This is a genomic window from Aeromonas sp. 160P (assembly GCF_055193095.1).
Window position 1 is genome coordinate 2,847,913 of sequence record NZ_JBUXKV010000001.1, and the last position, 25,731, is coordinate 2,873,643.

28 protein-coding genes are annotated in these 25,731 nt (G+C 60.5%); 7 read left to right on the top strand and 21 right to left on the bottom strand.

The features are described 5' to 3' along the window. Window positions 1–45: 45 nt before the first annotated feature. Window positions 46–936: a DMT family transporter gene (locus ACY8FN_RS13435; RefSeq protein WP_463100269.1), complete on the bottom strand. Its 891-nt coding sequence runs from the start codon at window positions 934–936 to the stop codon at window positions 46–48. A gap of 226 nt (window positions 937–1,162) precedes the next feature. Here ACY8FN_RS13435 and ACY8FN_RS13440 point away from each other — a divergent pair, with 226 nt between their 5' ends. Then, entirely contained in the window at window positions 1,163–1,750 is a 588-nt protein-coding gene (locus ACY8FN_RS13440) for an FMN-dependent NADH-azoreductase (protein ID WP_162517155.1), read from the top strand. A 181-nt stretch (window positions 1,751–1,931) separates the two neighbouring features. Here ACY8FN_RS13440 and ACY8FN_RS13445 read toward each other — a convergent pair whose 3' ends face one another. From ACY8FN_RS13445 to ACY8FN_RS13460, 4 genes are all read right to left on the bottom strand, one after another. After that, window positions 1,932–2,111 carry a hypothetical protein gene (locus ACY8FN_RS13445; protein ID WP_101324669.1) on the bottom strand — a complete coding sequence of 60 codons (180 nt, stop codon included), beginning with the start codon at window positions 2,109–2,111 and terminating at the stop codon, window positions 1,932–1,934. 166 nt (window positions 2,112–2,277) lie between these two features. Continuing rightward, entirely contained in the window at window positions 2,278–2,466 is a 189-nt protein-coding gene (locus ACY8FN_RS13450; RefSeq protein ID WP_463100270.1) for a DUF4250 domain-containing protein, read from the bottom strand. A gap of 2 nt (window positions 2,467–2,468) precedes the next feature. Further along, complete coding sequence (locus ACY8FN_RS13455; RefSeq protein WP_162515569.1) at window positions 2,469–2,933, bottom strand: MarR family winged helix-turn-helix transcriptional regulator; 465 nt, start codon at window positions 2,931–2,933, stop codon at window positions 2,469–2,471. A gap of 170 nt (window positions 2,934–3,103) precedes the next feature. After that, a complete protein-coding gene (locus ACY8FN_RS13460) occupies window positions 3,104–4,318 on the bottom strand; it encodes a UPF0149 family protein (protein WP_463100271.1) in 1,215 nt (404 codons plus the stop codon). A 213-nt stretch (window positions 4,319–4,531) separates the two neighbouring features. Between ACY8FN_RS13460 and ACY8FN_RS13465 the strand changes: the two genes are divergently transcribed. Both ACY8FN_RS13465 and ACY8FN_RS13470 read left to right on the top strand, forming a co-directional pair. Beyond that, entirely contained in the window at window positions 4,532–5,422 is an 891-nt protein-coding gene (locus tag ACY8FN_RS13465; protein WP_101324676.1) for a CvfB family protein, read from the top strand. Window position 5,423: 1 nt separating this feature from the next. Beyond that, window positions 5,424–5,735 carry a DUF1289 domain-containing protein gene (locus tag ACY8FN_RS13470; RefSeq protein WP_463100272.1) on the top strand — a complete coding sequence of 104 codons (312 nt, stop codon included), beginning with the start codon at window positions 5,424–5,426 and terminating at the stop codon, window positions 5,733–5,735. Between the two features lie 47 nt (window positions 5,736–5,782). On the opposite strand, the gene ACY8FN_RS13475 is transcribed toward ACY8FN_RS13470, so the two are convergent. The 6 genes from ACY8FN_RS13475 to minC all read right to left on the bottom strand — a co-directional run bounded on the left by ACY8FN_RS13475 (window position 5,783) and on the right by minC (window position 9,484). Next, on the bottom strand, window positions 5,783–6,106 hold the full coding sequence (locus ACY8FN_RS13475) for an HI1450 family dsDNA-mimic protein (protein WP_101319834.1): 324 nt from the start codon (window positions 6,104–6,106) through the stop codon (window positions 5,783–5,785). 266 nt (window positions 6,107–6,372) lie between these two features. Further along, window positions 6,373–7,164 (bottom strand): monofunctional biosynthetic peptidoglycan transglycosylase, encoded by a 792-nt coding sequence (gene mtgA, locus ACY8FN_RS13480; protein ID WP_463100273.1) that lies wholly within the window; start codon window positions 7,162–7,164, stop codon window positions 6,373–6,375. Next, a complete protein-coding gene (locus ACY8FN_RS13485) occupies window positions 7,149–7,475 on the bottom strand; it encodes an HI1450 family dsDNA-mimic protein (protein ID WP_463100274.1) in 327 nt (108 codons plus the stop codon). The genes mtgA and ACY8FN_RS13485 overlap by 16 nt, the downstream gene beginning before the upstream one ends. Window positions 7,476–7,670: 195 nt before the next feature. Then, a complete protein-coding gene (minE, locus tag ACY8FN_RS13490; protein ID WP_042023747.1) occupies window positions 7,671–7,937 on the bottom strand; it encodes a cell division topological specificity factor MinE in 267 nt (88 codons plus the stop codon). Between the two features lie 2 nt (window positions 7,938–7,939). Further along, entirely contained in the window at window positions 7,940–8,752 is an 813-nt protein-coding gene (gene minD / locus ACY8FN_RS13495; RefSeq protein ID WP_042023745.1) for a septum site-determining protein MinD, read from the bottom strand. An 18-nt stretch (window positions 8,753–8,770) separates the two neighbouring features. Further along, a complete protein-coding gene (minC, locus tag ACY8FN_RS13500) occupies window positions 8,771–9,484 on the bottom strand; it encodes a septum site-determining protein MinC (protein ID WP_101324674.1) in 714 nt (237 codons plus the stop codon). A gap of 107 nt (window positions 9,485–9,591) precedes the next feature. On the opposite strand from minC, the gene ACY8FN_RS13505 reads away from it, so the two are divergent. After that, window positions 9,592–9,870: a YcgL domain-containing protein gene (locus ACY8FN_RS13505; RefSeq protein ID WP_101319837.1), complete on the top strand. Its 279-nt coding sequence runs from the start codon at window positions 9,592–9,594 to the stop codon at window positions 9,868–9,870. 761 nt (window positions 9,871–10,631) lie between these two features. On the opposite strand, the gene ACY8FN_RS13510 is transcribed toward ACY8FN_RS13505, so the two are convergent. From ACY8FN_RS13510 to phnR, 5 genes are all read right to left on the bottom strand, one after another. Then, on the bottom strand, window positions 10,632–12,038 hold the full coding sequence (locus ACY8FN_RS13510; protein ID WP_463100275.1) for an FAD-dependent oxidoreductase: 1,407 nt from the start codon (window positions 12,036–12,038) through the stop codon (window positions 10,632–10,634). Window positions 12,039–12,056: 18 nt separating this feature from the next. Continuing rightward, window positions 12,057–13,805 carry a putative 2-aminoethylphosphonate ABC transporter permease subunit gene (locus tag ACY8FN_RS13515; protein WP_463100276.1) on the bottom strand — a complete coding sequence of 583 codons (1,749 nt, stop codon included), beginning with the start codon at window positions 13,803–13,805 and terminating at the stop codon, window positions 12,057–12,059. Continuing rightward, window positions 13,802–14,896 carry a putative 2-aminoethylphosphonate ABC transporter ATP-binding protein gene (locus ACY8FN_RS13520; RefSeq protein ID WP_463100277.1) on the bottom strand — a complete coding sequence of 365 codons (1,095 nt, stop codon included), beginning with the start codon at window positions 14,894–14,896 and terminating at the stop codon, window positions 13,802–13,804. The genes ACY8FN_RS13515 and ACY8FN_RS13520 overlap by 4 nt, the downstream gene beginning before the upstream one ends. 270 nt (window positions 14,897–15,166) lie before the next feature. Next, the gene (locus ACY8FN_RS13525) at window positions 15,167–16,186 is read right to left on the bottom strand and encodes a putative 2-aminoethylphosphonate ABC transporter substrate-binding protein (RefSeq protein ID WP_463100278.1); all 1,020 of its coding nucleotides are present in this window, start codon (window positions 16,184–16,186) and stop codon (window positions 15,167–15,169) included. A gap of 120 nt (window positions 16,187–16,306) precedes the next feature. Then, window positions 16,307–17,014 carry a phosphonate utilization transcriptional regulator PhnR gene (phnR, locus tag ACY8FN_RS13530; RefSeq protein ID WP_463100279.1) on the bottom strand — a complete coding sequence of 236 codons (708 nt, stop codon included), beginning with the start codon at window positions 17,012–17,014 and terminating at the stop codon, window positions 16,307–16,309. A gap of 241 nt (window positions 17,015–17,255) precedes the next feature. On the opposite strand from phnR, the gene phnW reads away from it, so the two are divergent. Genes phnW through phnX form a run of 3 tightly spaced genes read left to right on the top strand, consistent with a single transcriptional unit; the run spans window position 17,256 to window position 20,636 of the window. Next, window positions 17,256–18,395 carry a 2-aminoethylphosphonate--pyruvate transaminase gene (gene phnW / locus ACY8FN_RS13535; RefSeq protein WP_463100280.1) on the top strand — a complete coding sequence of 380 codons (1,140 nt, stop codon included), beginning with the start codon at window positions 17,256–17,258 and terminating at the stop codon, window positions 18,393–18,395. After that, window positions 18,395–19,804 carry an aspartate aminotransferase family protein gene (locus ACY8FN_RS13540; RefSeq protein ID WP_463100281.1) on the top strand — a complete coding sequence of 470 codons (1,410 nt, stop codon included), beginning with the start codon at window positions 18,395–18,397 and terminating at the stop codon, window positions 19,802–19,804. The genes phnW and ACY8FN_RS13540 overlap by 1 nt, the downstream gene beginning before the upstream one ends. Beyond that, window positions 19,797–20,636, top strand: a complete 840-nt coding sequence (phnX, locus tag ACY8FN_RS13545) for a phosphonoacetaldehyde hydrolase (RefSeq protein WP_463100282.1) — start codon at window positions 19,797–19,799, stop codon at window positions 20,634–20,636. The genes ACY8FN_RS13540 and phnX overlap by 8 nt, the downstream gene beginning before the upstream one ends. A 99-nt stretch (window positions 20,637–20,735) precedes the next feature. Here the strand turns inward: phnX and ACY8FN_RS13550 are convergent, their stop codons facing one another. The 5 genes from ACY8FN_RS13550 to nrfE form a co-directional block, all read right to left on the bottom strand. Beyond that, on the bottom strand, window positions 20,736–21,188 hold the full coding sequence (locus tag ACY8FN_RS13550) for an NUDIX hydrolase (protein ID WP_463100283.1): 453 nt from the start codon (window positions 21,186–21,188) through the stop codon (window positions 20,736–20,738). 54 nt (window positions 21,189–21,242) lie between these two features. Then, window positions 21,243–21,872 (bottom strand): DUF2268 domain-containing putative Zn-dependent protease, encoded by a 630-nt coding sequence (locus ACY8FN_RS13555; RefSeq protein WP_463100284.1) that lies wholly within the window; start codon window positions 21,870–21,872, stop codon window positions 21,243–21,245. A 91-nt stretch (window positions 21,873–21,963) separates the two neighbouring features. Next, complete coding sequence (gene nrfF / locus ACY8FN_RS13560; RefSeq protein ID WP_463100285.1) at window positions 21,964–23,181, bottom strand: heme lyase NrfEFG subunit NrfF; 1,218 nt, start codon at window positions 23,179–23,181, stop codon at window positions 21,964–21,966. Further along, window positions 23,178–23,768, bottom strand: coding sequence for a DsbE family thiol:disulfide interchange protein (locus ACY8FN_RS13565; RefSeq protein ID WP_463100286.1), 591 nt, complete (start codon window positions 23,766–23,768; stop codon window positions 23,178–23,180). The genes nrfF and ACY8FN_RS13565 overlap by 4 nt, the downstream gene beginning before the upstream one ends. After that, window positions 23,765–25,720 (bottom strand): heme lyase NrfEFG subunit NrfE, encoded by a 1,956-nt coding sequence (gene nrfE, locus ACY8FN_RS13570; RefSeq protein WP_463100287.1) that lies wholly within the window; start codon window positions 25,718–25,720, stop codon window positions 23,765–23,767. The genes ACY8FN_RS13565 and nrfE overlap by 4 nt, the downstream gene beginning before the upstream one ends. Window positions 25,721–25,731 lie beyond the last annotated feature (11 nt).

Here is a 25,731-nt window from a genome sequence, read left to right on the forward strand (position 1 = left end):
TATCGCGGGAATAGCGGGCAAAAAAAGAGGCACGCATGGCGTACCTCAGGAAACCGGTTTGTGAGCGCGCTGCTCCAGATGGGTCAGCAGGGTAATGGCGCCAATGATGATGGCGGCGCCCAGCCACAGTCGGCCGGGTGGCGCCCAGCCAAATACCAGCCAGCCCGCCAGCACGTTCATCGGCAGCTTGGCAAAATCGAAAGGCTGCACGAAGGAAGCCTCCGCCACGCTATAGGCGCGAGCGATGGACATCTGGGCCAGCGCCGTCAGCACGCCGGACGCGGCCACCAGCAGCCATTGGCTCTCGCTTGGCCACTGCCACTGTGGCATTGCCAGCATGACGTTGAACGGGGTGCTGAAGATCAGCAGGTAGACCACTATGGTGTGGGATGATTCGTTGGCCGCCTGATAGCGCACCATCAGGGAGTAACCGGCCCAGAACAGCGCCGCCGCCACTGGCAACAGGGAGGCCCAGCTGAACTCGTCGGTCCAGGGGGCCAGGATCAGCATGGCGCCGGCAAAGCCCGCCAGGGTGGCCAGAATACGGGCGCGGCTCACCTGCTCCTTGAGCAGCAGGGCGGAGCCCAGGGTGGCAAACAGCGGCGAGGTCATCAGCAGGGCGATCCCCTGCCAGATGGGGATCGGCACCGCCAGCGCCCACAGCCAGAGCTGGATGCCGATCACCGCCAGCAACACCCGCAACAGGTGCAGACGAAACTGATTGGTCTGCAGGGATTGGCGCAAGCCGTGGCGGATCAGCCAAGGGACGAGGCAAACCAGGGCGATCAGGTATTGATGAAAGGCGACCTGAGTGGAGGGGAGGCCGAGTTTGAAACTGACATACTGGCTCAGGCTGTTGACGGCGGCGAAGCAGAGTCCTGCCACCATCATCCAGACTGCACCGGCCAAAGGAGAGTGCCTGCGCGAGGGTATCATGGGATCCGGGTCGCTGGAAAAAAGTGCGGCGGATCATAACGGCAATCGTTTGTTCTGCCAAGGGTTGAAGCGCAGGGATGAGACCGGCTGGCGAGGAAGTGGCCCAATATCAAAAATTTTGAACAAGTTGAGCATCTATTTTCGCTATCAGCAAATAAGCACAATGTTTAGAGTGACCTCCATCGACAGCCAAGCTGTTCAACCGACAACCAAATGGAGTTTCACCATGGCCAATATCCTCGTACTCAAATCCAGCATCCTGGGTCAATATTCCCAATCCAACGCCCTGATCGACGGTTTCCTCGCCCAGCATCAAAGCGACACCGTCACCGTGCGGGATCTGGCCGCCCTCAACCTGCCGGTGCTGGATGGCGAGCTGGCCTCCGGCCTGCGCGGTGGTGACAACCTCAATGAGCGTCAACTGGCGGTGATCGCCCAGTCCGACGAGCTGATCGCTGAACTGAAAGCGAGCGATCTGGTGGTGATTGCGGCCCCTATGTACAACTTCAACATCCCGACCCAGCTGAAGAACTGGATTGATCTGGTGGCTCGCGCCGGTGTTACCTTCCGTTATACCGAGACGGGCCCGGTCGGCATGGTTGAAAACACCCGCGCGCTGGTGATCAGCCCCCGTGGCGGTATGCACGTTGGCAGCGCCACCGATCTGGTGACCCCTTACATGCGTACCGTGCTGGGCTTTATTGGCATCAAAGCGGTGGATTTCATCTACGCCGAGGGGATGGGGATGGGCCCGGATGCCCAGAGCAAGGGGATGGACGCAGCCAAGGCGCAGCTGGAAACCCTGGCTATCTAAGAGTTCTCTACCCAGAAGGGCTATCTCTTCAAGGGGTTGCCCCGCCAGATACCACAACGCAGCCATCAGGCTGCGTTTGTTTTTTGGAGCGATGTGATTGCGACAGACGTTATTGGTACAGGCGTTACTGCTACAGAGAGTATCGCGGCAAGCGGGCCGCATAGAAGCTCTGGCTGAGTCACTACTCCATCATAAAGCGGCGAAAACCGCGCAAGAGCAGGAGCGCAACGGCAACCAGCAGGCCCAGCAACAGGGTGGTTAGCCACTGCTCGGTACCTTGCGGTAACTGGGGGGTGAAGAGACTGATCATCAACAGGGCACAGAGCGTGATCAACAGGCTCTGGCGGGTCATCAATATCATGGGGTCATCCTTGCGTTGTTCACCTGAAATCAATCTAGCGCCCTCTTGTGACAGCGTGATGTATCCGTACATCACCTCTTGTTCGGGGCTTGTCAGACCATATCAGTTTTTTACCGCAGAGCCAGCGCCATGGTTGGCGCTGTGATCCCGATCCCGCTACCTGTCTTTATCTGAACTGTTTCTGCGCTGGCTGGTAGTGAAAAGCGCCGCTGGCGAGCCGCGCCTCCAGTGCCGCCTGATCGATCTCCTGCGCCTTGCAGAGATCGTCCAGATCGTCATAGCGATCACGCAGCTGCATATTGACGACGCTCAGCAGCATGTTGATCTCCATGGTGGCGAACTTTTTCAAATCCATGATTACCGCTCCTGATCCAGTGATTGCAACTGCTCGATGGCTGCGCTGACACTGTGCAGATGCTGGCGGATCGCCTCGCGGGATTCGCTCGGCAGATAGTCGGTCAGGGTATGTTGCCAGCTACCAGCTTCGCTTTTGAGCTGCAGGAAGAGGGCGAGGCCAGCGTTGGTGAGGGAGACCAGACTGATCCGTTTGTCCTGCGCGCTGCTCTCGGTAAAGATGATCCCTTTTTCGACTAGCCGGCGGATCTCGCGGGAGATCCGCACCTTGTCCATGCCGCTCGCCTCGACCAGCTCTTTTTGGCTGATGGGGTAGTTGGGGCCAAGCACCATCATCAGGCGCCATTGCGGTACGGTCAGCTGGTAACGCTGTTCATAAAACTGCTCGAAGGTATCCCGCAGCATCTCGGCGGCATGAACCAACTGATAGGGCGGGTAGTGAGCGAGTAACGCTATGATTTTTGACATATTACACCCTGCTGTGACGGCTGCATCAGATGCAGTTTCTTTTGATACTTTGACATTGATGATACGAAACTCAAGCTGATTTGTCTGACCCGGTTGCGATGAAATGTGCGGTGGCGCACGCCATCAAGGAAAAACCGGGTCTGACCGGCGGGTTTTTAATCCATCGCTGTTCAGCCTTTGCGCAACCAAATCAGGGCACTCTGGGTGAGCCAGGCCTCGCGGGTGTGCAAGGCATAGAGCGCGGCTTCGTCACGGCTGCCCGCTTGCCAGCTTTCGGGATCCTGTTTGGGTAGCTTGCGTTGGCCCAGCAGGCAGGCAGGAATGTGTGGATTCGCCTCGATGGCCGCCAGCAGATGGGGCTTGGCTGCCTCGGCTCCTTCGGTGGCAAAGAGCATCAGCGCCTTGTTGTAGAGCAGCCAGCTGGAGGCTTCATCGAAGCGTACCAGCAGGGCGGCCAGTGCCAGCCAATCCCCTTGCAATGCGTAAAGGGAGGATAGGTTGTAGCGGCAACCCGGTTCATCGGCCATGCAGATTGTCAGCAGCGCCAGATACTCCGCTTTGGCTTCATCCAGCTTGCCAAGGCGCAGCAGGCAGTCGGCACGTCCGGCGCGGGCCGCCAGCAGAGGACGCAGCTCGGGGGCACTCCAGCCGTGGCCAGCATTCTGCTGCCAGAAGGCCTGGTCAAACAGCGGCGTAGCATCGGCGATGATCTTCTCGAACCAGCCAAGGCGGGCTTGATGGTCCCGGCAACGGTCGGCCAGTTCGAACCATTGCTGCCACTGCTGGGCCTGCTCGCTGCTCATCGCCACAGTGGTGCTGGGGGCTGGCTGATATTGGTCGATATTAAGTAACTGATTAAGGGTGGTTTTCATATTCTGACGCTGGCGTTTGCAAAACTCGACAAAGGGGAGCTCGCTGGCGGCAGCGCTATAGAGCATCTGGGCCATGGGTTTATCACGAAACAGACAGAGCTCGGCGGCCAAGCTGAATCGGTATTGGGTCGTCAGGTCGTTCAAATCCTTCGGCTTGGGCCAGGTGGCAAACCCCTGGCTGAAACCGTAGCACCACTGACCGAGGGGATGGCTCTGCTCAAACACCTGCTCCGGGTTGTCGCTGGGCAGGCGGCACTGGCTGGGCAGGGCCAGCTGGGCGTCATCAGCCTGCGCTTCCAGTTCGGCGATGAGGTGGCGCAGCGCCTCGGCACTTTTTTCATCCAGCTCGGCATCCTGTTCCAGCAGGCCCATCAGCGGATGTTGCCAGTCAGGGCTATGTGGCCCCACCAGACGGGCACAAAGAAAACCGTGCAGGGCCGGGTAGGTCATGTCCTGATCACTGTGGCTCTGGATCCATTGATTAAGCTGGCGGGTGCGAGTGGATGGGGTCATCGACAGTTCCTCTGAATTTGAACAGCCGAGAAGTCTACCTAAAAAAGGGGGTATTTACAGTAAACGGGCACCTGCTTGGCGATTTAATCACCACAAATGACTGGCGTCGCGACGAAAGGAGTGGATGCAGTGGCTGGGGGACTAGGCCAGATCACCGCTCTTGAGGTAACATGCGCGCCCATAGGGGCCATGTTCAATTGGTCCATCCGGGTAATGAAAAAAGAGAGCTCCATGATGCAGATTGGCAAGATGAACACCCTCACCGTCGTTGAACTTGAAGACCGTGGTGCCTGGCTGGCAGCCGGTGAGTACGGTGAACTGCTGCTGCCTAAACGCCAATTGCCAGAAGGGATCAAAGCAGAGGATACCGTACAGGTATTTCTCTATCTGGATGCCGATTGTGAACCGGTGATCACCACTGACAAGCCGTTTGCCATGGTGGACGAATTTGCTGGCCTGAAGGTGGTCAATGCCAACAAGATCGGGGCCTTCCTCGACTGGGGCATGAAAAAGGATCTGTTCGTGCCCAGCCGCGAGCAGAACAAACCGATGCAGGTGGGGCATGTCTATCTGGTGCGTCTGCAGCTCGATAACGAAGGGCGCATGGTGGGCACCAGCCGCATCGAGCGCTTTTTGACCCCTGCTGATCACGCGTTCAAGGTCGGCGACGAAGTGAGCGCGCTGCCGGGCGAACATTCGCCTCTGGGCATCAAGGTGATCGTCAACGGTCAATATCCCGGCATGCTGTTCAAGAATGAAGTGTTTGGCCGGGTGATGACCGGTCGGCCGCAAACCGCCTGGGTCAAGCAGGTGCGCGAAGATGGCAAGCTGGATCTGACCCTGCAAAAGCCGGGTCTGGCCCGGTTGGATGATGCTGGTGAGCGTATTCTGATCCGGATGAAAAAGCAGGGTGGCAGTCTGGCGGTGGGTGACAAGAGCGAGCCAGAACTCATCTACAAGCTGCTGGGCATCAGCAAGGGCACCTTCAAGAAGGCGATCGGCGGCCTCTACAAGCAGGGCAAGATTGTCATCGAAGATAACGCCATCACCCTCACCGACGCGGGTGCAGCGCAAGCAGGCGAGCAGGCTCAGGACAGCGAATAAGATGCCAAGCCCCTGCATCGGTCTGTGCAAAGCCAAAGACGGGCTCTGTCTGGGTTGCGGTCGGACCCTGACCGAGATCGGTCACTGGTCGGCAATGGATAGCAAAGCCCAGTTGGCAGTGATGGCCGAGCTGGATGGCAGCAAGTGCAGCCACACCTGTCCTGGTTGTGGTGAACCCGCCTATTGCGCAGTGTCTGCCGGTCAGACCATCGAGCAGTGCTGGTGCAGTCACTTGTTAGCACTGCCGATCAACGACGCCAGCGTCTGCTGGTGCCGTCGCTGCCTGGCCAAGGCTATCGCCGCTCAGCCCTGAGCGGGAGAGGACAATCTGAAACGAGAAAGGCGCCCAGGGCGCCTTTCTTATGGTTGCTGCTGGCGATGCCAGCGCACATGCACCTCATCTTCGGTTTGCAGCCGGGGCAGCAGGAAGGTGGCGAAGATCACCTCAAACTCATCCTGATGATCCAGCAACCCAACCCACACTTCGACCCAGCGCTCCATATCGACCGGCTCACCGAGCTCTGCCGACCAGTCGGCATTGGGCAGGGTCGCTTCCACGGCGCCACGCTGCTCAAATTCCAGGGTGATATCGACTATTTGCTCAGGGGCCAGCATATCGGCTGCCTGCTCCAGAAACAGATCATAGGCCCATTCGACCAGCTGATCCGGGGTACGTTGTTCCATGAAATCACTCCAGATACATCGGGGTGCGCTACTGTAGCAATTATTGGCGATGGCAGCCAGACCAGTGCGTCAGCCTGTCAAAGTCGCTGTGGTCGGCGTATGGTTACTACTCGGTTCAGCGAAGGGGGCGAGGGTATGAAACAGCGGGTGCGGCGGCAGCAGATCAAACGGCGCAGGGAGACCTGGTGGTGGCACTATCTGCCCCTCCACAGAGGGATGGTGGGGGGGCATTTGGGCCCACCAGGGAGATCCGATGAGTCTGACGATTAATCGGCCTGATGCACCCGATTGAGGGTGATCTGGCCCAGCTGCCCCATCTGGCGGCGGATCCAGACTGAGCGCTTCTGCACATAGGGTGAAGGGGGCTTGATCCGATAGCGCCACGGATTGGGCAGTACCGCCGCCAGCAGCGATGATTCGTAACGGGTCAAGCGGCTGGCCGGTTTGCCAAAATAGGTGCGGGCAGCGGCTTCGGCGCCATAGATGCCGGGGCCGAACTCCACGATATTGAGATAGACCTCGAGAATGCGGGATTTGTCCCAGCCCAGCTCCATCAACAGGGTAAACCAGGCCTCCAGCCCCTTGCGCAGGAAGCTGCGATCACTCCACATAAACAGGTTCTTGGCGGTCTGCTGGCTCAGCGTGCTGGCACCGCGTACCCGTTCGCTGCGCTGGTTGTGTTTGAATGCGGCGCTGATGGCATCCATGTCAAAGCCGTTATGGTCGGCAAAACGCTGATCTTCTGCGGCGATCACCGCCAGCTGCAGCTCTTTGGAGATGGACGCCAGATCGACCCACTCATGGCGAACCTGAGTGATCTTGGCGGGCGGAAACATTGCCCGCTCGATGCGCCAGCTCCACATCGGTGGATCGATAAAGCGCAACAGGGCGATCGAACCGACCGAGCAGAGCAGCCCGGTCAGCGCGATTCTGCCTGCCCACCTCAGCACCCGGCGGCCAAGCGATGCAGATGCGCGCACGGGAGCCACGGAGTCAGGATCTGACTGCCACTGATAGTGGCTGGGATCATCGGGATCCGGAATTATTGGGGCAGCCATTCGATGTGGCAGAACTTTTCATCAACACGGCGGGAGAGCAGCATGCGGGCAAACAGGTGCTCGTACTCTTGTTCTTCATTGCCAAGGCCGATCCAGATCTCGGCATAATCGGTGTCGCTCACCGCAAAACCCACGTCCGCTTCCCAGTCATCTGCCGGGTCTGTTTCAGCCAGCAGGCCGTGATCGTTGAACTCCTGATTAAAACGGGCGATCTCCTGCTCTGGCAGATTATCGGAGGCCAGCTCCATAAAAAGTTCGAGAGCGGTGTCGAGCAGCTCTTCGACGCTGTGCATTTCGTCATTCAAAGGCATAAACGGTCGGTTCCAAAAAAGAGAAGAAGGTGCCTGCACTGACCCATGCCAGTGGGGGCGGCGCTATTCTAGCGATCAGCGGCCACCTTGGCGAGGTGAGGTGCATCGCTGTGGCTGTTTGAGCAAATAAAAGACCGGATCCTGGTTAAGGATCCGGTCTTTATTGGGGAACTGGGTTACGCATAGGGCGTCAGCTTATCCCTTTTTGTCATCAGCGAAGGTGATATTAAGCTCCAGCACTGACAGCTCATCACTCTTCTGATCCAGTTGGACGGTGATCTTCTCCGGATCAATGTTGACGTATTTACGAATGACATCAAGGATGTCCTGCTTGAGCTGGGGCAGGTAATCCGGCCCCCCTCTGGATGAACGCTCGTGAGCAACAATGATCTGCAACCGCTCTTTGGCCATCTGTGCGGTATTCGGTTTCTTGCTGGAACGAAAATAATCCAATAATGACATGATTAACTCCCGAACAGTCGGCTAAAGAAGCCCTTCTTTTCTTCTTCCAGAAAACGAAATTCTTTGGCATCACCCAGCAAACGGGAAACCGCATCTTCGTATGCTTTGCCTGCGTCAGATTCCTTGTCCAGTATGACGGGTTCGCCGGAGTTGGAGGCGCGCAGTACCGCCTGGGACTCGGGGATCACCCCAAGTAACGGGATCGCCAGGATCTCCTGCACATCCTGCACGCTCAGCATATCACCACGGTTAACGCGGGTCGGGCAGTAGCGGGTCAGTAGCAGGTGCTCCTTGATGGGGTCTTCGCCACGTTCGGCGCGACGGGACTTGGAGGCCAGGATGCCGAGGATACGATCCGAGTCACGCACGGAAGAGACTTCCGGGTTGGTGGTAACGATGGCCTCATCGGCAAAATAGAGCGCCATCAGCGCACCTGCCTCGATCCCTGCCGGGGAGTCGCAGACGATGTAATCGAACTTCATTTCGGCCAGCTGATCCAGGATCTTTTCAACCCCTTCACGGGTGAGGGCGTCTTTATCGCGGGTCTGGGAGGCGGGCAGGATAAACAGATTTTCTGAGCGTTTATCCTTGATCAGTGCCTGATTGAGGTTTGCTTCCCCGTTGATGACATTGACAAAGTCATACACCACGCGCCGTTCGCAGCCCATGATGAGATCCAGATTTCTCAGGCCTATGTCAAAATCAATGACCACAGTCTTGTGACCGCGCTGGGCTAAACCGGTGCTCAGGGCCGCACTGGTTGTGGTCTTGCCAACGCCACCTTTACCCGATGTAACGACTATGATTCGCGCCATTCTCGCTTCCTTGTAACTCTATTTGATACGGTCTATTCGGAGTTGTTCGTTGTCCAGCCGGACGTGTACCGGTTGCTGGATCAGGCCTGCTGGCAGTGCATCGCTCAACTGGAACGTGCCTGCGATGGAAAGCAGCTCGGCCTGTAATTGCTGGCAATAGATCCGGGCCTGGGCATTGCCCCGGGCACCGGCAATGGCTCTGCCACGCAGGGTGCCATAAATATGAATGCTGTCATCGGCGAGCACTTCAGCGCCCGGACTGACGGAGCCGAGCACCACCAGCGAGCTGCCAGCAGCATAAATCTGCTGGCCGGAACGCACCGGCCCCACATGCACCTTGGTCGGGATCACGGGGGCAGGCTCTGGCTCGGGGATTACCACGGGCGCAGCCGGTGCCAGTGTCGGTTCGAACTCGCTACTGCGACTTTTTCCCGAGGCCATGACTGCCAGCCCAACCGCCTTGGCGGCGGTCTTCATCTCTTCAGTGCGCGCCCCTGTGATACCGACCAGCACAAACTCCTCAGACTCCACCAGCTCCTTGAGCTGTTCGAAATCGGGGATATGTTCCAGCCGGGAAACATTGACCACCAGTGGCGCACAATTAAAAAAGTAGGGTGCCTGAGCCACTTTTTCGGCCAACAACTGACGGATCCGCTCAGGCTCGCCATCGCTGATATGCAACACAGAAATAGTGAAGGTAGTCCCTTTCAATTCGTTATCGCGATCAACCATGAATCTTCCCCGAGGCAGAGATGCTAATCCGTTATTGTTATTCAATTCCTGATGTTATAGTTTGCCCCCACCAGAGGCAATAAACTCGTCGGATTATATCAATTTCCATGTTGTGTGCAGTCTATAAAAGTCGCAAAAAAGCCGAGACCTACCTTTTTGTTGAAAGAAGAGAGGATTTCTCCCGCGTACCAGAGCCATTATTGACCGCATTCGGGCGTCCCGAGCTGGTCTTGATGAGCAAGTTGGACCCGAGCAAGCCCTTGGGGATGGCCGATGTCAACAAGGTGATGGCCGCGCTGACCACCCAGGGGTTCTACCTGCAGGTGCCACCCCCTCCCGAGAATTTGCTGGAACAGCATAAATCCCATTTGAAAAAGTCATTCTGATAAATTATCTCCGCTGCGCCCAGAGCCGAGAACAGTGCCGCGGAGTTTAATTTTTAAGGTGCGCAGGCGCCCGCTCCGCAATATTGAGCTGCCTGATAATGTCTGCCAGCCAAGATGAAAGATCTTTCATCCGGGCCTATCCTGTAGCTGTTTTTAAAACCAGCCGCCATTTATCCTGCACCAATAATCGCCTTAGCCATCTTCTCATATGAGCGAGGCGTCTGAGGTATGAACTGCGTTCTTGCCCCGCTAATACCGAGCTGAGTAGTCGAAAGCGTAATCACGAAAGCATTCTCAGCCACATTGATGACATATTCGGGCAGGACATGCATGCCAAATGTGTATTGTCGCTCGCCAACGCCACCTTCGGGGTTATCGAACCGAGCTGGGCACCGCGTTTTCTACCGGAAGTCGTACGCGGCCGAACAGGTGGCGTGCTGCCAGTCCCGTTACTGGATGGCGGTTTGGAAGCGTTATCAGTGTGTGGGATGAGGCGTTTCGCCAACTCGATAATTGTTTTTTGGTCATGCCAACGAGCATGCAACACGGGCGGGGTCATGTCACAGGCAAACGGGGATCAAGAGATGCTCATCTCTTTTTTCCTGTCAATTTACACTCGGTGAGAGGGCACTGCGGATCTTGCCTCGCAATAAGATCGGCCAGTCACGCCGCGCCATAAAAATGCCGACCCTCGGGTCGGCATTTGAATAAGCGGGAGCAGAGTTGAGCAATATGGGCAATGGTAGCCCGGTATCGCCGGGTTATTTATCCGCTTTGCCCGCCGCATCGGCAAGTTTGGCCAGCTGTTTGTCATACCAGGCCACCGGGCGGTTCTCATCTTCCGCCCGTTCTTTGCGCCGGATGGCATTGCGCACCGCCATGGCGCCCAGCCAGCGAAACGGTTCGGGCGGAAAATAGCCGCGCGGTCCGCTGACTAGGGCGCATTCGAGCCACGGCTTGTCCGCTTCCCGCACTTCATCGCGCACCAAAGCCGCCAGGATCTGGCCGCCGATCCAGCTCTGTGCCACTCCGTTGCCAGAATAGCCGAGGCCATAGACGATATTGGGCTGCCCTCGCCAGTGGCCGAAGAAGGGGAGGCCATCCACCGAGCGGTCGGAGGCACCGCACCAGCTGGCAGCGATGGGCACCTCTGCAAGTGCTGGAAAGAAGCGACGCAGAGTGTGGGTGAGGGGGGTAAGATAACGGCTGGGGGCATCGAACTCGGCCAGATGGCGGTTGGCAAAGGCGAAGGTGTTGCCCCCCTTGCCCAGCATCAGCCGCCCTTGTGGGGTCGAGCGGTAGTAGTGCACAAAGGTGCGGCCATCCACCACGCTGCGGCCGTGCGCAAGCTGCTGGGCGGCCAGTGCATCCGGCGCGGGGTCGGTTATCACCATATCGGAGGAGACCAGCACTATGCTGCGGCGAAATTCGCGAAAGTGCTGCACCATGGCACTGTTGAGGGCCAGCACCACCTTGCGGGCGAGCACGTTTGCCTGTGGGGTTTGCACCCGCGCAGGCTGGCCAGCGTCGAGGCGCTGCATGGGAGAGTGTTCATAAACCTCGACCCCCAGTTCCCGCGCCACCCGCAGCAGGCCGCGCACCAACAGCGCCGGTTGCACCGAACCCGCGTGGGGGCTGTAGAGCCCCTCCAGATGGACGTGGGAGCCGCTCTGGCTCGCCAGTTCATCATCCGCAATCGCCTGCCACTGGTTAAGGTCGGCTCGCTCCAGCTCCCGCAATACCGGATCCATCAGGCCGCGCTGGGCCTCGCTGGTGGCGGTGTAGCAGGAGCCCTCGACCCTCAGTTCCGCGTTTATCTGGTGCGCCTCGCAGAAGCGGGCTATTTCGTGCACCGCCTGCTCGGAGCCTTGCACCAGCCAGGCTGCCTGCTGCTCGCCAAACAGACGCTTTAACGTCAGGTACTTGGCCGACCAAGTGAGCAGGCAGCCGCCGTTGCGCCCGGAGGCGCCGCTGCCACAGCGATCTTTTTCCAGCACCAGGATGCGCAAGTGTGGCTCGGCTTGTTTAAGGGCGATGGCGCTCCACAGCCCGGTAAAGCCGCCACCGACGATGCAAACATCGACCTCGTGGTTGCCGTGAAGGGGCGTGGGGGGCGCGGGCTGTTCGGCGGCCAGCGCCTCGGCCAGCCAGAAGGGGAGAGTGGACATGATGACTCCTCGATAAGGTTATTGGTGGCGCCAGCGCTGGGTACGATCCAGCAGGGCGCGGCTCAAAAAGAGCTGAAGCAGCTTGACGGTGGCGGCGGCCAGCAGGATCAGGGTGGCCATGGCGGCGGCCGCGGCGGTGTCACCGGAATCTTCCATGTTGAGCACGGCAATGGAGGCGAGCACGCTGTCGCTCGAATAGAGGAAGATCACCGCCGAGGTGGTGGTCATGGCGTTGACGAACAGATAGATAAAGATCTCCAGCAGTGCGGGCAGGGAGGCGGGCAGGGTGACTCGCCAGAACGCCTTCCAGAGCGGAATGCGTAATGAGATGGCCACCAGTTCCAGCTCCTTGGGCAACTGTTTCAGGCTGGTCAGCGCCGTCATATGACCCACCGTGTAGTAGTGGATGACGCAGGAGAGCACCATCAGCGGCAGAGTGCCATAGAGAGTGCCGTAGAGACCGCCAAACAGCGGATTGCCGTTGAAAAAGAAGATGTAACCCAGCCCCAGCACCATGCCGGGCACCGCCAGCGATAGCATGGCAAGCAGATGCAGCAACTGGCGCAGCGGCGCGAAGTGGCGCCCCTTCTCCTGCGCCCAAGCCAGCACCATCACCAGCACTGTGCCCACAAGGGCGGTATAGAGACCAAGTTGCAAGGTGTTGGTAAAGGGCTGCCAGCCATAGACGCTGTTGCTGTCAAAGGCGTAGTGATCGAGCGTCAGTGTCAGGTTATAGGGCCAGAACTGCACCAGCGAGCCGTAAACCGCCATCCCGACCAGTGCCAGAAACAGCAGCGCCCACAGCGAACACCAGCCGAGCGCCAGTAGATCCCGCAGCCGATGGGGTTTGGGCTGATAGGGCACCGCCTTGGTGCTGCTCTGCTCCTGCATCTTGCTGCGTACTCTGTGCTCCAGGGCAAAGCTCAAGAGCGCTGGCAGCAGCAGGGTGACGCTGGCCACTGCGCCCAGCGAGAAGTTCTGCATCCCGATCACCTGCCGGTAGATGTCGGTGGCCAGCACGCTGTACTGGCCGCCAATCACCTTGGCCACCCCGAAGTCGCAGATGGTGAGGGTGAAGACCGCGATGGCGGCGCTGAGCAGGCCATAGCGGGCGGTGGGCAGGGTGACGGTGACAAAGGTGCGCCAGCCGCTGCTGCCCAGCACCCGGGAGGCTTCATAGAGGCGGGCATCGCTCTGACCGAGCGCCGTGATAAGGATCATCAGGGCGTGGGGAAAGCACCAGAAGCCCAGACCAATAACGAGGCCGATGGGGCCGTAGATGCTCTCGCCGCCGAGCAGCCCCTTGGCTATCCCCTGATTGCCGAACCAGTAGACCAGACTGATGGCGGGCAGCAGGGAGGGCATCAACAGCGGGATCAAACCAATGAGGCGAAACAGGCCCTTGCCCGGCATGCAGGTGCGGGTGAGGGCATAGGCGTAGCCAAAGGCGATGGTCACCACCAGCGTGGTGATCAGCACCCCGAGCCAGAGTGTGTTTCCTATGGTGCGCCCCAGATGAGGGGAGTCGAAGTAGGCGCTGAAGTTGGCAAGGCCCACCCAGAGGCCGTTCTCATCCTGCAGGCTCTTTTGCAGCATGGTGAGCAGTGGCAGCAGCAGACCGCCAGTGAGCAGGGCAATACCTAGCACAAGCAGCAGGAGTTGCAGCAGTTGATCCCGGCTCCAGCCGCGACAAAGCCGCTGCCAGCGGGAGTCTTGCCGGACTGTCGTTGGCGCCAACAGGGAGGAGGTCGCAAGGGGGGCTGTCATGGGCGCTCTCCTTCAAACAGTTGCATCGCCCCGGCGGGCCAGTGCAGCGAGCAGCGCATACCGCTGCGCCACCCCCCCTGTTCGTGGCGGGGCAGCTCGTGGGTCGGGCGCTCCACCAGAATTTGTTGCGGCCCCAGATAGGTGTCGGCGGTGCAGATCAGGCGCTGGGCGGCGCCGAGAAACTCCACCTGATCAATCAGCGCTTCGATGCCGTGCTGGCCAAGATACGGCTCGCTCGGCGCACTCAGGGTGATCGCCTCGGGGCGGATCGCCACCTGCAATTTGCTGCCGGCCGCGGCCTGATTGGCGAGTTGCAGCGGTTGTTCGTTGAGGCGCACCTGAGTGGGGCTCAGCACCAGGGTCTCGAGAAAGTTCATGGTGCCGACGAAGCTCGCCACAAAGCGGCTGGCAGGCTGGTGGTAGATCTCCTGCGGGGTACCCACCTGTACGATGCGGCCGCCCTCCATCACCACGATGCGATCGGCCATGGTCAGCGCCTCTTCCTGATCGTGGGTCACCATGATGGTGGTGATGCCAAGGCGCTGCTGCAGGGCGCGGATCTCGCTGCGAAGATGGGTGCGCACCAGCGCATCTAGCGCACTGAGCGGTTCGTCCAGCAGCAGCAGGCCGGGGGAGAGGGCCAAGGCCCGGGCTAGCGCCACCCGTTGCTGCTGGCCGCCGGAGATCTGGCTCGGGTATTTATGGGATTGGGCAGTGAGATCCACCAGCTCCAGCCAGTGATCGACCCGCTCCTTGATGAGATCCCGTGCCAGCCCCTGATTCTCAAGGCCGAAGGCGATATTCTGGGCCACCGTCAGGTTGGGGAAGAGGGCGTAGGACTGAAACACGATGCCAAAGTCGCGCTGCTGGGGCGGCAGGCGGGAGATATTGCGCCCCCCTTGCCAGATCTCGCCGCTGTCTGGCAGATCCAGCCCGGCGATGGCTCTGAGCAAGGTGGTTTTGCCGCAGCCGGAGGGGCCAAGAAAGCAGATAAACTCCCCCGGCTCAATGGTCAGAGAGATCCCCTTGAGGGCCTGAAAAGCACCGAACTGCTTGTTGAGATGTTGAATGTCCAGATAGGGCTGGGTCATGGTTCGACTCGCTACTGATTTGGTATATACCAGTTTGCCGGTGAAGTGTGACGGTCAGGTGATCGGGGGATGACAGCTTGATGACAGTCAGATGACGGCGGATCGCAAACGGGTGGCATGGTCGAGTTCAGACAGGTGGCGTGCCACCCATCAAGGGCGACACAAACATGGGGGGTTATGCCAAAAACGAAGGCCAACACCTGTTGGCCTTCGACTGGCAGTTTATTGGCAGCTGTGTGTCTGGCGTGAACAAACCGCCGCCCTTCACGCTTACTGCTTGGCTTCGGTCTTGCCGTCGAAGCTGGCGCTCCACTGGGTCAGGATGGCGTTGCGCTCGCGGGCAGCCCAGCCAAAGTCGTTGTCGATCATCTGGCCCTTGATATCTGCCGGATAGCCCGCTCTCGGTTGGGCAACCCCGGGGATGGCGACTACCGCGAACGACTTGTTGTAGAGGGCGTTGGCCTGTTCGGTGGCGGCAAAGTCGAGCAGCTGTTTGGCGGCCTCCAGCTTGGGGGTGCCCTTGATGATGGCGGCGGCTTCCATGTCCCAGCCCGAACCCTCTTTCGGGAACACCACCTCGATGGGGGCTCCCTTGGCTTTGAGGCTGGTGGCCGGGAAGTCAAAGGAGATACCGATCACCGTCTCGCCGCTGGCAGCCAGCTTGCAGGGGGCTGAGCCCGAGTGGGTGTAGCGGTCGATATTCTGGTGCAGGCCGTTCATAAATTGCCAGCCCTGCTGCTCGCCCATGGTCTGCAGCCAGCCAGCGACGCTCAGGTAACCGGTGCCGGAGGAGCTGGGGTTGGGCATGATCACCTTGCCCTTGTAGATCGGCTTGGTGAGGTCGGCCCAGCTGGTGGGTGCCGGGATCCCCTGTTTCTCAGCCTCTACCTTGTTGAAGCAGATGGCGCTGAAGAAGGCGTCCAGACCGATCCAGTGCGGCTCGGCCTTGCTGTCGCGAAAGCGGCTGTCGAGCTTCTCCAGCCCTTTCGGTGCATAGGCATTGAGCATCTGCTGCTGATCGAGTTGCATCAGGCTGGTGGCGGCCAGTCCCCACACCACATCCGCCTTAGGCTGCGCTTTTTCTGCCAGCAAGCGGGCGGTGACCACGCCGGTGGAGTCACGCACCCACTTGATGTTGATATCCGGATGCTGGCGTTCGAACGCGGTTTTCAGCTCGTTGAGCTGCTCCGGTTCGAAGGCGGTGTAGACGGTGAGATCGGTCGCGGCCAGTGCCGGGGCGGTCATGGCAGCCAGCACGGCGGCGGCCAGCAGATGGGTTCCCTGTTTCATCCTCTTCTCCAGTTAAATTGGTTTGGTATAAACCAGATTGGTCGAGAGAGAGGCTAGGGGATCTTTATGACGTAACCGTGACAGCCCCGTGACGTTTTGCCGTTCCTGATTTGTCCGTGACTAATCCTGGGTATCCACTTCGATCTCCAGACTGTCATGGCGCCAGTACTCCAGATCGAAGTCGAGCACCCGGCCGTGCTGATCGAAGTTGAGTCGCTCGAGGCGCAGGGCGGGCAGACCGGCGGTGGCCCCCAGCGCCTTGGCCACCTCATCCGGCAGGGCGGTGGGAAAAAAGCGCACCTGCATGCGGGCGTAGTGGAGAGCGTAATGGGCCTGGTAGATCTCGGTCAGACTGCCGTTGAGATCCCGCTCCAGCAGGCCGGGCACCCGCTCGGGCAGGCAGTGGTTCTCGCAGTAGCAGATGGCGCGCCCGTTGGCGTAGCGCAGCCGTTTGAGCAGAAACAGGCTGTCGAACGGCTTGAGCTGCAATTGCGCCATCAACGCGGGCGGCACCGCCTGGCGGCTTTTCTCCAGCAGCTCGGTGCGCGGCTCGCCCCCTTGCTCCCGCACTATCTGGTGAAAGTTGGAGGTGAGTCTGGGGTTCAAGCGAAAGCGTGGCGGGGTGACGAACCAGCCGCGGCGATCCTCCCGATAGATAAGGCCGTTGGCCTCCAGCTGCACCAGTGCCTCGCGGATGGTAACCCGGGTGGTGCCGTAGAGTTCCCCCAGCAGTCGCTCGGAGGGGAGCTTGTCGTTGGGGGCTAGGCCACCCGCCAGGATCTGGTTGGCGAGGGCATCTTTGATCTGCAGATATTGCGGTTTGCTCATGAAAATCCCTGGTTGTGCAATGAGTTGGGCACAGGGTTTGTCGTCGGTCTGGTCACTAATCGTCGGCGTCAAAATGCATTGGTAGATACCAGTATTTCCCCTGCTGTTCAGGCTTCCTAGATTATCGCGATCCCGGCGCTGAAAATGAATTTTTTGTTGCACGTAGCGTCACCCCTTTGACCTTGGCGGGGCAGTTACCCACAATGCGCTCATTCTGGTATATACCAAAAGGAGCGAAGTCATGACCCATATTCCTGCGGCCCCTGCCGCTGTCGATTACCTGCTGCTGACCCCGGGCCCCCTCTCGACCACTGCCACGGTGCGCGCCGCCATGCTGCAAGACAGCTGCACCTGGGATGCTGACTACAATCTTGGTGTGGTGGAGCCCATCCGCCGCGAGCTGGTACGGCTGGCGGCTGGCCCGGAATATGAAAGCGACTATAGCGCCGTGCTGCTGCAGGGGAGCGGCAGCTATGTGGTGGAGAGCGTGCTGGGCTCGGCGATCGGCGCCGACGAGTGCCTGCTGATCATCAACAACGGTGCCTATGGCGCTCGCATGGGGGAGATGGCCCGCTGTCTTGGCCTGCGCCACCATGAGCTGGACTGCGGCGAGACCACCCGCCCCGAACCTGCCGCCATTGAAGCCATGCTGGTGCGTCACCCCGAGATCACCCATCTGGCCATGGTGCACTGCGAGACCACCACCGGCATGCTCAATCCGCTCGAGGAGGTGGCCGCGCTCTGCCAGCGCTGCGGCATTCGCCTGATCGTCGATGCCATGAGCAGCTTTGGCGGTATCCCCATCGACATGGGGCGCCTTGGCATCGAGTTTCTGATCAGCTCCGCCAACAAGTGTATTCAGGGGGTGCCGGGTTTTGGCTTCGTCATCGCTCGCCGCGCCGCGCTGACGGCCTGTGCCGGTCGCGCCCGCTCGGTCTCCCTCGACCTGCATGCCCAGTGGCAGACCATGGAGCAGCAGGGGGGCAAGTGGCGCTTTACCTCGCCCACCCATACCGTACTCGCTTTTGCCCAGGCGCTGCGCGAGCTGGACGAAGAGGGGGGCATTGCCGCCCGCCATCAGCGCTACAGCGACAATCAGCGCACGCTGGTGGATGGCATGGCGGCATTGGGTTTTGTGCCCCTGCTGCAGGCAAAGTGGCAATCCCCCATCATTACCGCCTTCTACTCCCCGGCCCACCCGGACTACCGCTTCGCCGACTTCTACCAGCGACTCAAGGCGCAGGGCTTTGTTATCTACCCGGGCAAGGTCTCGCAAGCCGACTGCTTCCGTATCGGCAATATCGGTGACGTGACCCCAGAGCGGGTGCGCGATCTGCTCGCCGCCATGGCCAGCGCCTGCTACTGGCAAGGGGATGCGTGATGGCGGACATGGTGTATCACCCTCACGAGCTGCACGGCAGCGGCCGCGCCGACAGCGAAGGGGATATCAACCTCGGCGAGGGGCGGGCGCGCTGGTGGGCAGGCCAGAGTGACGGGGTGCAGGCGGGATTGGCGGAAGATAGCCGCTACTTCCTCCATCAGGCGCTCTCCACCCCCTGTCTCGATCTGCTTGAGCACGCGCAGGGGAGCTGGCTGACCAGCGCATCGGGCAAACAGTACCTCGATTTTCACGGCAACAGCGTCCATCAGCTGGGCCACGGCCACCCCAGGGTGGTGGCCGCGGTGCAGCAGCAACTCGCCGATCTGCCGTTCGCGCCTCGCCGCTACACCCATCAGGTCGCCATCGACTGCGCCCGCACTCTGGCCGAGCTGGCCCCCGGCGATCTCAATCGGGTGCTGTTCGCCCCCGGCGGCAGCGAGGTGGTGGGGATTGCCTTGAAGCTCGCCCGTTTCATCACCGGCAACAGCAAGGTGGTGTCCCTGTGGGATGCCTTTCACGGCGCCTCCCTCGATGCCATTTCGGTCGGCGGCGAGGCCTGCTTTCGCGCCGGTATGGGCCCGCTGATGGCCGGGGTGGAGCGCATCCCGCCGCCTACCCGCTATCGCGGCGTCTGGTATCGCGGGGAGGGGGATGATGTGCATTACGCCGATTATCTGGAGTACGTCATCGAGAAGGAGGGAGGAATAGGTGCCTTTATCGCCGAGCCGATCCGCAACACCGATGTTCAGGTGCCCTCAAAAGCCTACTGGCAACGGGTGCGGGAGATCTGTGATCGCCACAAGGTGCTGCTGATTGTCGATGAGATCCCGAATGCCTTGGGCCGCACCGGCCACTGGTTCAGCTTTGAAGAGTTTGGCATCGAGCCCGACATCATCTGTTTGGGCAAGGGGTTGGGGGGCGGGGTGGTGCCGTTTGCAGCGCTCATCACCCGCGACCATTTCAATCAGGCGGCAGCTATTTCACTCGGTCACTACACCCACGAGAAGAGCCCTATCGGCTGCGCGGCGGCCCTCGCCACTATAGAGACAATCCGCGAAGCTGGATTGTTGGCAAAAGCGCAGGAGGATGGCCGCTTTATGGCGGTAGAGCTCGCGGCGCTTGCCGAGCGTCACCCGCTGATCGGGCAGGTGCGCGGTATCGGTCTCTTGTGGGCGCTCGATCTGGTGGTCGATCACCAGAGTCGCACCCGCAATAGCCAGGCTGCCGAGCGGCTGCTCTACCGCTGTCTGGAACTGGGGCTCAGCTTCAAGGTCTCCCAGGGCAACGTCATCCAACTCTCGCCGCCGCTCAATATCGCCCGCGCCGATCTGGTGCGCGCCATCACCATTCTCGATCGCGCCCTTGGCGAGATCGCACTTTCACCGGAACAGGAACACCACCATGACTGACTTGCAGATTGCCATCCACCCGACCACTGACGTAGAGGCGCTGATCCTCGACTGGGCTGGCACCGTCGTCGATTTCGGCTCCTTCGCCCCCACCTCCATCTTCGTCGAGGCCTTCGCCCGCGCCTATGACTTTGCTGTGACCCTGGATGAAGCGCGCCAGCCCATGGGGTTGGGCAAGTGGGATCATATCGCCGCGCTGGGCCGTCTGCCCTCGGTGGATGCGCGCTGGCAGGCTCGCTTTGGTCACCCCATGAGCCACGCCGAGGTGGACCACCTCTATCACACCTTTATGCCGCTACAGATTGCCGCCGTGACCCGCTTTGCTGCCCCGATCCCCGGTGTGCTGCCGGTGCTGGATGGGCTGCGAGCGCAGGGGCTGCGCATTGGCTCCTGCTCCGGCTACCCCCGCCCGGTGATGGAGGCACTGGTGCCAGCCGCGGCCGATCACGGCTATCGGCCGGATCACTGGGTCGCCACCGACGATCTCAAGGCGGGTGGTCGCCCCGGCCCCTGGATGGCGCTGGCCAACGTGATTGAGCTGGGAATAAGCGCCGTGCATCGCTGCATCAAGGTGGATGACGCTGTGCCGGGTATTAGCGAAGGGCTGAACGCCGGTATGTGGACTGTGGGGCTGTCGGTCTCCGGCAACGGGTTTGGCGCTACCTGGAAAGAGTTTGCCGCCATGAGCGAGGCGGATATCGCCGCCCGGCGCGCACCGGCCGAGGCTAAACTGCGGGCGGCGGGTGCGCACTATGTGATTGATACCCTTGCCGACATCGCCCCGGTTATCACCGATATCAACCGCCGTCTGGCCGCTGGCGAGCGGCCGTAGGCCATCGGCGTGGTCTAATGAAAGAGCTCCACTGGCTTTAGATACAACACGCCCCCATCCGGGGGCGTGTTGCATTTGTGGGGGAGGGATTGCGCGCGGTCAGCGGATATCGACCCGCATTAGGTGAGAGGGGGCGTTATCGACAAAATGGTGCCAGATATGGTCGTAGAGCGCCTGCTGGCCGGGGAAACTCACCAGCGCCTTGGCCTCGGCCAGGGAACACCAGCGATAGTCTGTGTGCTCGTCGTTGAGGGTCACCGCCTGATTGGGCGGGCAATAGACCACAAAGACCGGCACCATCTCTATTGTATTGAGGCTCGCCTCGTAGAACTGCTCCAGATACTGGCCGTTGTAGAGTTCGGTGACCCTGATCCCCGTCTCCTCGCCAAACTCCCGAATAATGGTCTGCCAGCCGGTTTCACCCGCCTCCACCGTGCCCGCCACATGACACCAGAAGCCCCCCTTGACCCGTTTCATCACCAGCAATTTTGTTTCGCCATCGACAGTGGTAAGGGCAACGCCGGAGACGGCCTTGCAGCGAATGGGGATCATGATCTTCTCTCCGGATTTGGGCTCTGTGATAGCCACGAACAGTGTGAAGGCGTGTTAATTGAAATACGCCTCGGCGGGTAGGCCCATGACCTCTATTTCATTCAGTCCATTTTTGGCCAGATAGTTGGCCACCAGATTGAACCCCACCCAGTAACCGGCATATTTGGGAAATGGCCGGTTATCACGGCAGTAGAAAAAGTCTAAAAAGTTGAACTGCTTGCTGGATAGATGGGGCGTCATCTCTGCCAGGATCGATTGCCAGTCATGATGATGAGACTCCTTGAACAGCGAGGGGAGTGTGCCACCATTGAACCTTTGCTCAAAGTAGCAGGCCAGCCCTTCAAAAATCAGGTTTTCGGCCAGTGTCTCTGCGGTCACCTTGTTCTTCTTTTGCACGATATGGTGGACTTCGTGGGCCAGCACGGCAGGCAATTCGGTGATGATCACCTCTTTGATGTCGGGCCTCTCCAGAGCAAGCTGGAGTTCTATTCGATACATGTTGATGGCCCAGCCACCGATACCCGAGTCGGGAGCATCCCCCTCGGCAAAAGGGCTGAAGGTGACATCCAGTTGGGAGAGATCGAACAAGGCATTCAATTTGTTCGCCGTCTCGGCAAAGACGTGGGTAATGGTGTCATCGAGCCCATCGAATTTGCCCGAGTCGTTTAACAGGGTGAGTTGCATCCAGACATCCTTGTCTATTGAAATATGGGGCTGAGCCACTTGCGTGGTCGCGGCGCCATATCACCACGATTATCTCTCCCCAATCAAGGGGTTACCCGCCCATTATTCTCGCTGTCTGGATCGCCTCAATCAGCGCGGCCCGGTTGATGCGAGGGCGCTCGTCATCGAGCAGTTGCTGCCAAAGGGCGATGGCCTGGCTGTAGCGACCATGCAGAAAGTGATCGGAGGCGAGCAGCATCAGGGCGCTCACTTCCCCCGCATCTTGCTTGAGGGCGCTCTCCAGCAGGCGGGTTGCCTCGGGAGTAAGCTGCTGGCCCGCCTGGTAGAAGAGCACGGTGGCTTGCGCGGCCTGGGTCGCTGCGCTGGCGCCCCCTTCCAGCAGGGCAAGACGCTGATAGGCAAGCAGGGCGTTGTCGTACTCGTTCCGATAGAGATAGAGCTGGCCGAGCGCCGCCCAACCGTCGAGATCGGCGGGGTTGGTCTGCAGGCGCTGGTGCAGGGCGCCCAGCTCCTTGTCTTGCAGATCCCGCGGGCTCAGCCCGGCCAGTGGATCGGGACGGGATGCATGAGCCTGCCATGCCTGATAACGGCCGCTGCTTATATACACAGCGGCAACGGCCGCGAGTACCATGATGCCAAGCAGCAACAAGGCGCGGGTGTGCCGGTTATTGCACCCGCGATTGTCATGCTGGCTGGCCAGTCGCGCGCGCAGGGTCAGCTCCGCCGCCGGGATGGCATTGGCCAGGCGGGCGGAGCTCAGCTCCCCGTATAGCGGTTGGTCTGGAGATAGGCCTGCCTGCTCCCTGTGCATGATCAGCAAATTCAATTCGCTGCGCGGATCGGCCGCGGGTTGATGGATTGACTCAACGATTGCCTCAACAATTGCCTTAACGACAGGGATGGTCTGCGTCTTTGTGCGTGTCAGGCGGCGAAACAGAGTCAACAGCGCCAGCCCCAACAGCAGCAGGGGGCCGCCCCACAGCAGCAGGGTACTGGCTTTGAAGGGGGGATCGTAGCGGACGAAATCGCCAAAGCGCTCCGTCATGCGGGCGATCACTTGCTCGTTGCTCTGCCCCTCATCCACCCAGCGATAGACCTCGAGTCGCAGATCCCGGGCGATGGGGGAGTTGGACTCCACCAGATTCTGGTTCTGACACTGGGGGCAGCGCAAGGCGCGGGCCAGCTCCTGAGCGCGGATCTGCCGCTCGGGGTGGCGAAACTGATAGGTATCGACTCCGCTGGCAAATGCAGTTGCACTCAGCAGCATGCCGAGGGCCAGCAGGGCGCAGGCAAGAGAACGGCACATCATGGCTGTGTCTCCCGAGCTGATGGCGCAATTGCTGGTGCCGTTGTGGCGGTCTTCATCTGTGCGTCAGTTCGTGCCTTGTCGAGCAGGGGGGCAAACTGACGTTGCCAGATCCCTTTGGTAAGCTCGCCGGTGTGGCGGGCAAGCAGGGCGCCATCGGCGTCAAACAGATAGGTCTCCGGCGTGCCATAGACGCCGAGCTCTAGTGCCAGTTTCCCTTCTGGGTCGGCCAGCACGGCGCGATAGGGGTTGCCCGCCTGGATAAGCCAGGCGCGGGCCGCATCCCCCTTGTCCCGATAGTTGAGACCGTAGAGGGGCACTGTGCCCGCCAGCTCGGTGAGCAGCGGATGCTCGGCGCGGCAGTTGACGCACCAGCTGGCCCAGACGTTAAGCACAAAGGGCTCGCCCTTGAGGCTGGCGGTCTGGATCGGACTTCCACCCAGCAGATTGTCGCTCTGCCACGCAGGCAGGGTACGCCCCAGGGTCGCCTCATCCTGGCTGTAGGGATTGTTGCCAAGGCCAAGCCAGAGCAGAGCGCCGAGGGCCAGGGTCAGCAGCAGGGGAAGAAAGAGGCGCAGGCGGGATCTCATAACGCCTCCAGTTCGAGTCGGGGGTTGGACTCGCCAACCGTAATGGGGCGGGAGGCGAGCAAGGGGCGACGGGCGAGCAGGCGCAGGGTGCCGCCCGCCATCATCAGCAGGCCGCCGAGCCAGATCCAGCGCACCAGCGGCTTGTAGTGCAGCCGCATGGCATAGGCATCTGGCCCCATCTTCTCGCCAAGCACTACGTAGAGATCGCCCAACAGCCCCCACGCGATGCCGGGCTCGTTCATGTTCATGGTACGCACGCTGTAGTGGCGCCGCTCCGGCGTCAGCCGCGCCACCTCTTTACCGTCCTGATGCACGCTAAGAGTGATCCGCTCGGCGGTATAGTTGGGGCCGATCACCGGTTCGCGCCCTTCATAGCGAAATTCGAACGCGTCGAGCTGGTAGGGTTGGTTGGCGCCAAGCACAGTACCCCCCTCCTGACTGTGGTGGCTCACTTGGGCAATGCCGAGGGCGCACACCGCCACCCCGAGGTGGGCCAGCAGACTGCCTAGTCGATTTAGGGTCAGCTCGCGCCATGGGGTATTGAGTAGCAGGCTGGCCATCAGCCAGAGGCTCACCATATTGGCGAGGATACCGCTCCAGCTACCGGAAAACGATCCCTGTTCCAGATAGGCAAGGCTAAGCAGACCGCCACCAAGCAGGCCAAACAGTGGCGGCAACAGGGTGTTGAGCTGGGAACCTGCGGCAAGCTGCTGCCAGCGCAGGCGCGGCAGCTGGGTCATCAGCCCCATCAGCAGCAGGGCCAGCGGCACGAAGATGGTATTGAAGTAGGGGGCGCCTACCGAGAGGGAGCCCAGATGGAGGGACTGGAACACCATGGGGTAGAAGGTGCCGAGCAGCACACTGGCGCAGGCCACGCAAAGCAGCAGGATGGCGCCGCCGAGCAGCCCCTCCTTTGACCAGAGGCCGAAGCGGGCGTAAGGAGCGCGGGTGTCGGCACGCAGGGCAAACAGGGTGAGCGCCGTGGTGAGCAGAATACCGAGCAGCAGCAACAGGGTGAGGCCGCGGTCGGGATCCACCGCAAAGGCGTGCACCGAGGTGAGTACCCCGGAGCGCACCACAAAGGTGCCGAGCAGGCTCAAGGTGAAGGTGAAGATGGAGAGCAACAGCACGGCGTGACCATAGGCGCCGCGCTTCTCGCACACTACAAGCGCGTGCAGCAGGGCAGTGCCCAGCAGCCAGGGCAGCAGGGAGGCGTTTTCTACCGGATCCCAGAACCACCAGCCGCCCCAGCCGAGCTCGTAATAGGCCCACCAGGAGCCCAGTACGATACCGGCGGTGAGAAACACCCAGGAGCCGAGCGCCCAGGGGCGACTCCAGTGGGCCACGGCGCCATCCAGCCTGCCCGAGTGCAGCGCCGCCATGGCGAAGGCGAAGTTGACCGCAAAGCCGACGTAACCGAGATAGAGCAGGGGCGGGTGGATGATAAGACCGATATCTTGCAGCATGGGGTTGAGATCGCGCCCCTCCAGCGGCCCCGGAAACTGGCGGTCAAACGGGCTGGAGAAGATCAGGGTATAGAGGGCGAACAAACCGACGATCAGCCCCATGATGGCCAGTACCCGGGCGGTGATCAGCGGATCGACCCGCTTCGAACAAAGCGCCACCAAGGCCCCCCACAGGGCCAGTGCAAAGACGAAAAAGAGCATAGAGCCTTCATGGCCGCCCCAGACCGCAGCGAGCTTGAAACCAAGGGGCAGGGCGCTGTTGGCGTGTTGGGCCACATAGCTGACGGTAAAATCATCCCGGGCAAAGCAGCTGGCGAGCAGCAGCAGGGCTGCCCCCAGCAGGATGGCGTTGCTCAGCGCCAGCGGCGTGGCGCTGCGCAGCAGAGTCGGGGAGGCGAGCCGCAATCCCAGCCAGGGCAAGGTGCCCTGCAGCAGCGAGAGTACCGCTGCCAGTAGCAGTGAGAGATAGCCAAGCTCTGCCAGCACAAAACCTCCAG

What these genes read in the sequence shown, in the direction of transcription:
- ACY8FN_RS13485 (WP_463100274.1), bottom strand. Translation starts at nt 7,475, where the DNA reads ATGCCTTTGAATGACGAAATGCACAGCGTCGAAGAGCTGCTCGACACC.
- ACY8FN_RS13540 (WP_463100281.1), top strand. Translation starts at nt 18,395, where the DNA reads ATGGCGGACATGGTGTATCACCCTCACGAGCTGCACGGCAGCGGCCGC.
- ACY8FN_RS13565 (WP_463100286.1), bottom strand. Translation starts at nt 23,768, where the DNA reads ATGAGATCCCGCCTGCGCCTCTTTCTTCCCCTGCTGCTGACCCTGGCC.
- ACY8FN_RS13515 (WP_463100276.1), bottom strand. Translation starts at nt 13,805, where the DNA reads ATGACAGCCCCCCTTGCGACCTCCTCCCTGTTGGCGCCAACGACAGTC.
- minD (WP_042023745.1), bottom strand. Translation starts at nt 8,752, where the DNA reads ATGGCGCGAATCATAGTCGTTACATCGGGTAAAGGTGGCGTTGGCAAG.
- ACY8FN_RS13435 (WP_463100269.1), bottom strand. Translation starts at nt 936, where the DNA reads ATGATACCCTCGCGCAGGCACTCTCCTTTGGCCGGTGCAGTCTGGATG.
- ACY8FN_RS13505 (WP_101319837.1), top strand. Translation starts at nt 9,592, where the DNA reads ATGTTGTGTGCAGTCTATAAAAGTCGCAAAAAAGCCGAGACCTACCTT.
- nrfF (WP_463100285.1), bottom strand. Translation starts at nt 23,181, where the DNA reads ATGATGTGCCGTTCTCTTGCCTGCGCCCTGCTGGCCCTCGGCATGCTG.
- phnR (WP_463100279.1), bottom strand. Translation starts at nt 17,014, where the DNA reads ATGAGCAAACCGCAATATCTGCAGATCAAAGATGCCCTCGCCAACCAG.
- ACY8FN_RS13510 (WP_463100275.1), bottom strand. Translation starts at nt 12,038, where the DNA reads ATGTCCACTCTCCCCTTCTGGCTGGCCGAGGCGCTGGCCGCCGAACAG.
- minC (WP_101324674.1), bottom strand. Translation starts at nt 9,484, where the DNA reads ATGGTTGATCGCGATAACGAATTGAAAGGGACTACCTTCACTATTTCT.
- ACY8FN_RS13475 (WP_101319834.1), bottom strand. Translation starts at nt 6,106, where the DNA reads ATGGAACAACGTACCCCGGATCAGCTGGTCGAATGGGCCTATGATCTG.
- ACY8FN_RS13455 (WP_162515569.1), bottom strand. Translation starts at nt 2,933, where the DNA reads ATGTCAAAAATCATAGCGTTACTCGCTCACTACCCGCCCTATCAGTTG.
- phnX (WP_463100282.1), top strand. Translation starts at nt 19,797, where the DNA reads ATGACTGACTTGCAGATTGCCATCCACCCGACCACTGACGTAGAGGCG.
- ACY8FN_RS13520 (WP_463100277.1), bottom strand. Translation starts at nt 14,896, where the DNA reads ATGACCCAGCCCTATCTGGACATTCAACATCTCAACAAGCAGTTCGGT.
- ACY8FN_RS13445 (WP_101324669.1), bottom strand. Translation starts at nt 2,111, where the DNA reads ATGATATTGATGACCCGCCAGAGCCTGTTGATCACGCTCTGTGCCCTG.
- ACY8FN_RS13460 (WP_463100271.1), bottom strand. Translation starts at nt 4,318, where the DNA reads ATGACCCCATCCACTCGCACCCGCCAGCTTAATCAATGGATCCAGAGC.
- phnW (WP_463100280.1), top strand. Translation starts at nt 17,256, where the DNA reads ATGACCCATATTCCTGCGGCCCCTGCCGCTGTCGATTACCTGCTGCTG.
- ACY8FN_RS13450 (WP_463100270.1), bottom strand. Translation starts at nt 2,466, where the DNA reads ATGGATTTGAAAAAGTTCGCCACCATGGAGATCAACATGCTGCTGAGC.
- ACY8FN_RS13465 (WP_101324676.1), top strand. Translation starts at nt 4,532, where the DNA reads ATGAAAAAAGAGAGCTCCATGATGCAGATTGGCAAGATGAACACCCTC.
- ACY8FN_RS13470 (WP_463100272.1), top strand. Translation starts at nt 5,424, where the DNA reads ATGCCAAGCCCCTGCATCGGTCTGTGCAAAGCCAAAGACGGGCTCTGT.
- ACY8FN_RS13525 (WP_463100278.1), bottom strand. Translation starts at nt 16,186, where the DNA reads ATGAAACAGGGAACCCATCTGCTGGCCGCCGCCGTGCTGGCTGCCATG.
- minE (WP_042023747.1), bottom strand. Translation starts at nt 7,937, where the DNA reads ATGTCATTATTGGATTATTTTCGTTCCAGCAAGAAACCGAATACCGCA.
- mtgA (WP_463100273.1), bottom strand. Translation starts at nt 7,164, where the DNA reads ATGGCTGCCCCAATAATTCCGGATCCCGATGATCCCAGCCACTATCAG.
- ACY8FN_RS13440 (WP_162517155.1), top strand. Translation starts at nt 1,163, where the DNA reads ATGGCCAATATCCTCGTACTCAAATCCAGCATCCTGGGTCAATATTCC.
- ACY8FN_RS13550 (WP_463100283.1), bottom strand. Translation starts at nt 21,188, where the DNA reads ATGATCCCCATTCGCTGCAAGGCCGTCTCCGGCGTTGCCCTTACCACT.
- ACY8FN_RS13555 (WP_463100284.1), bottom strand. Translation starts at nt 21,872, where the DNA reads ATGCAACTCACCCTGTTAAACGACTCGGGCAAATTCGATGGGCTCGAT.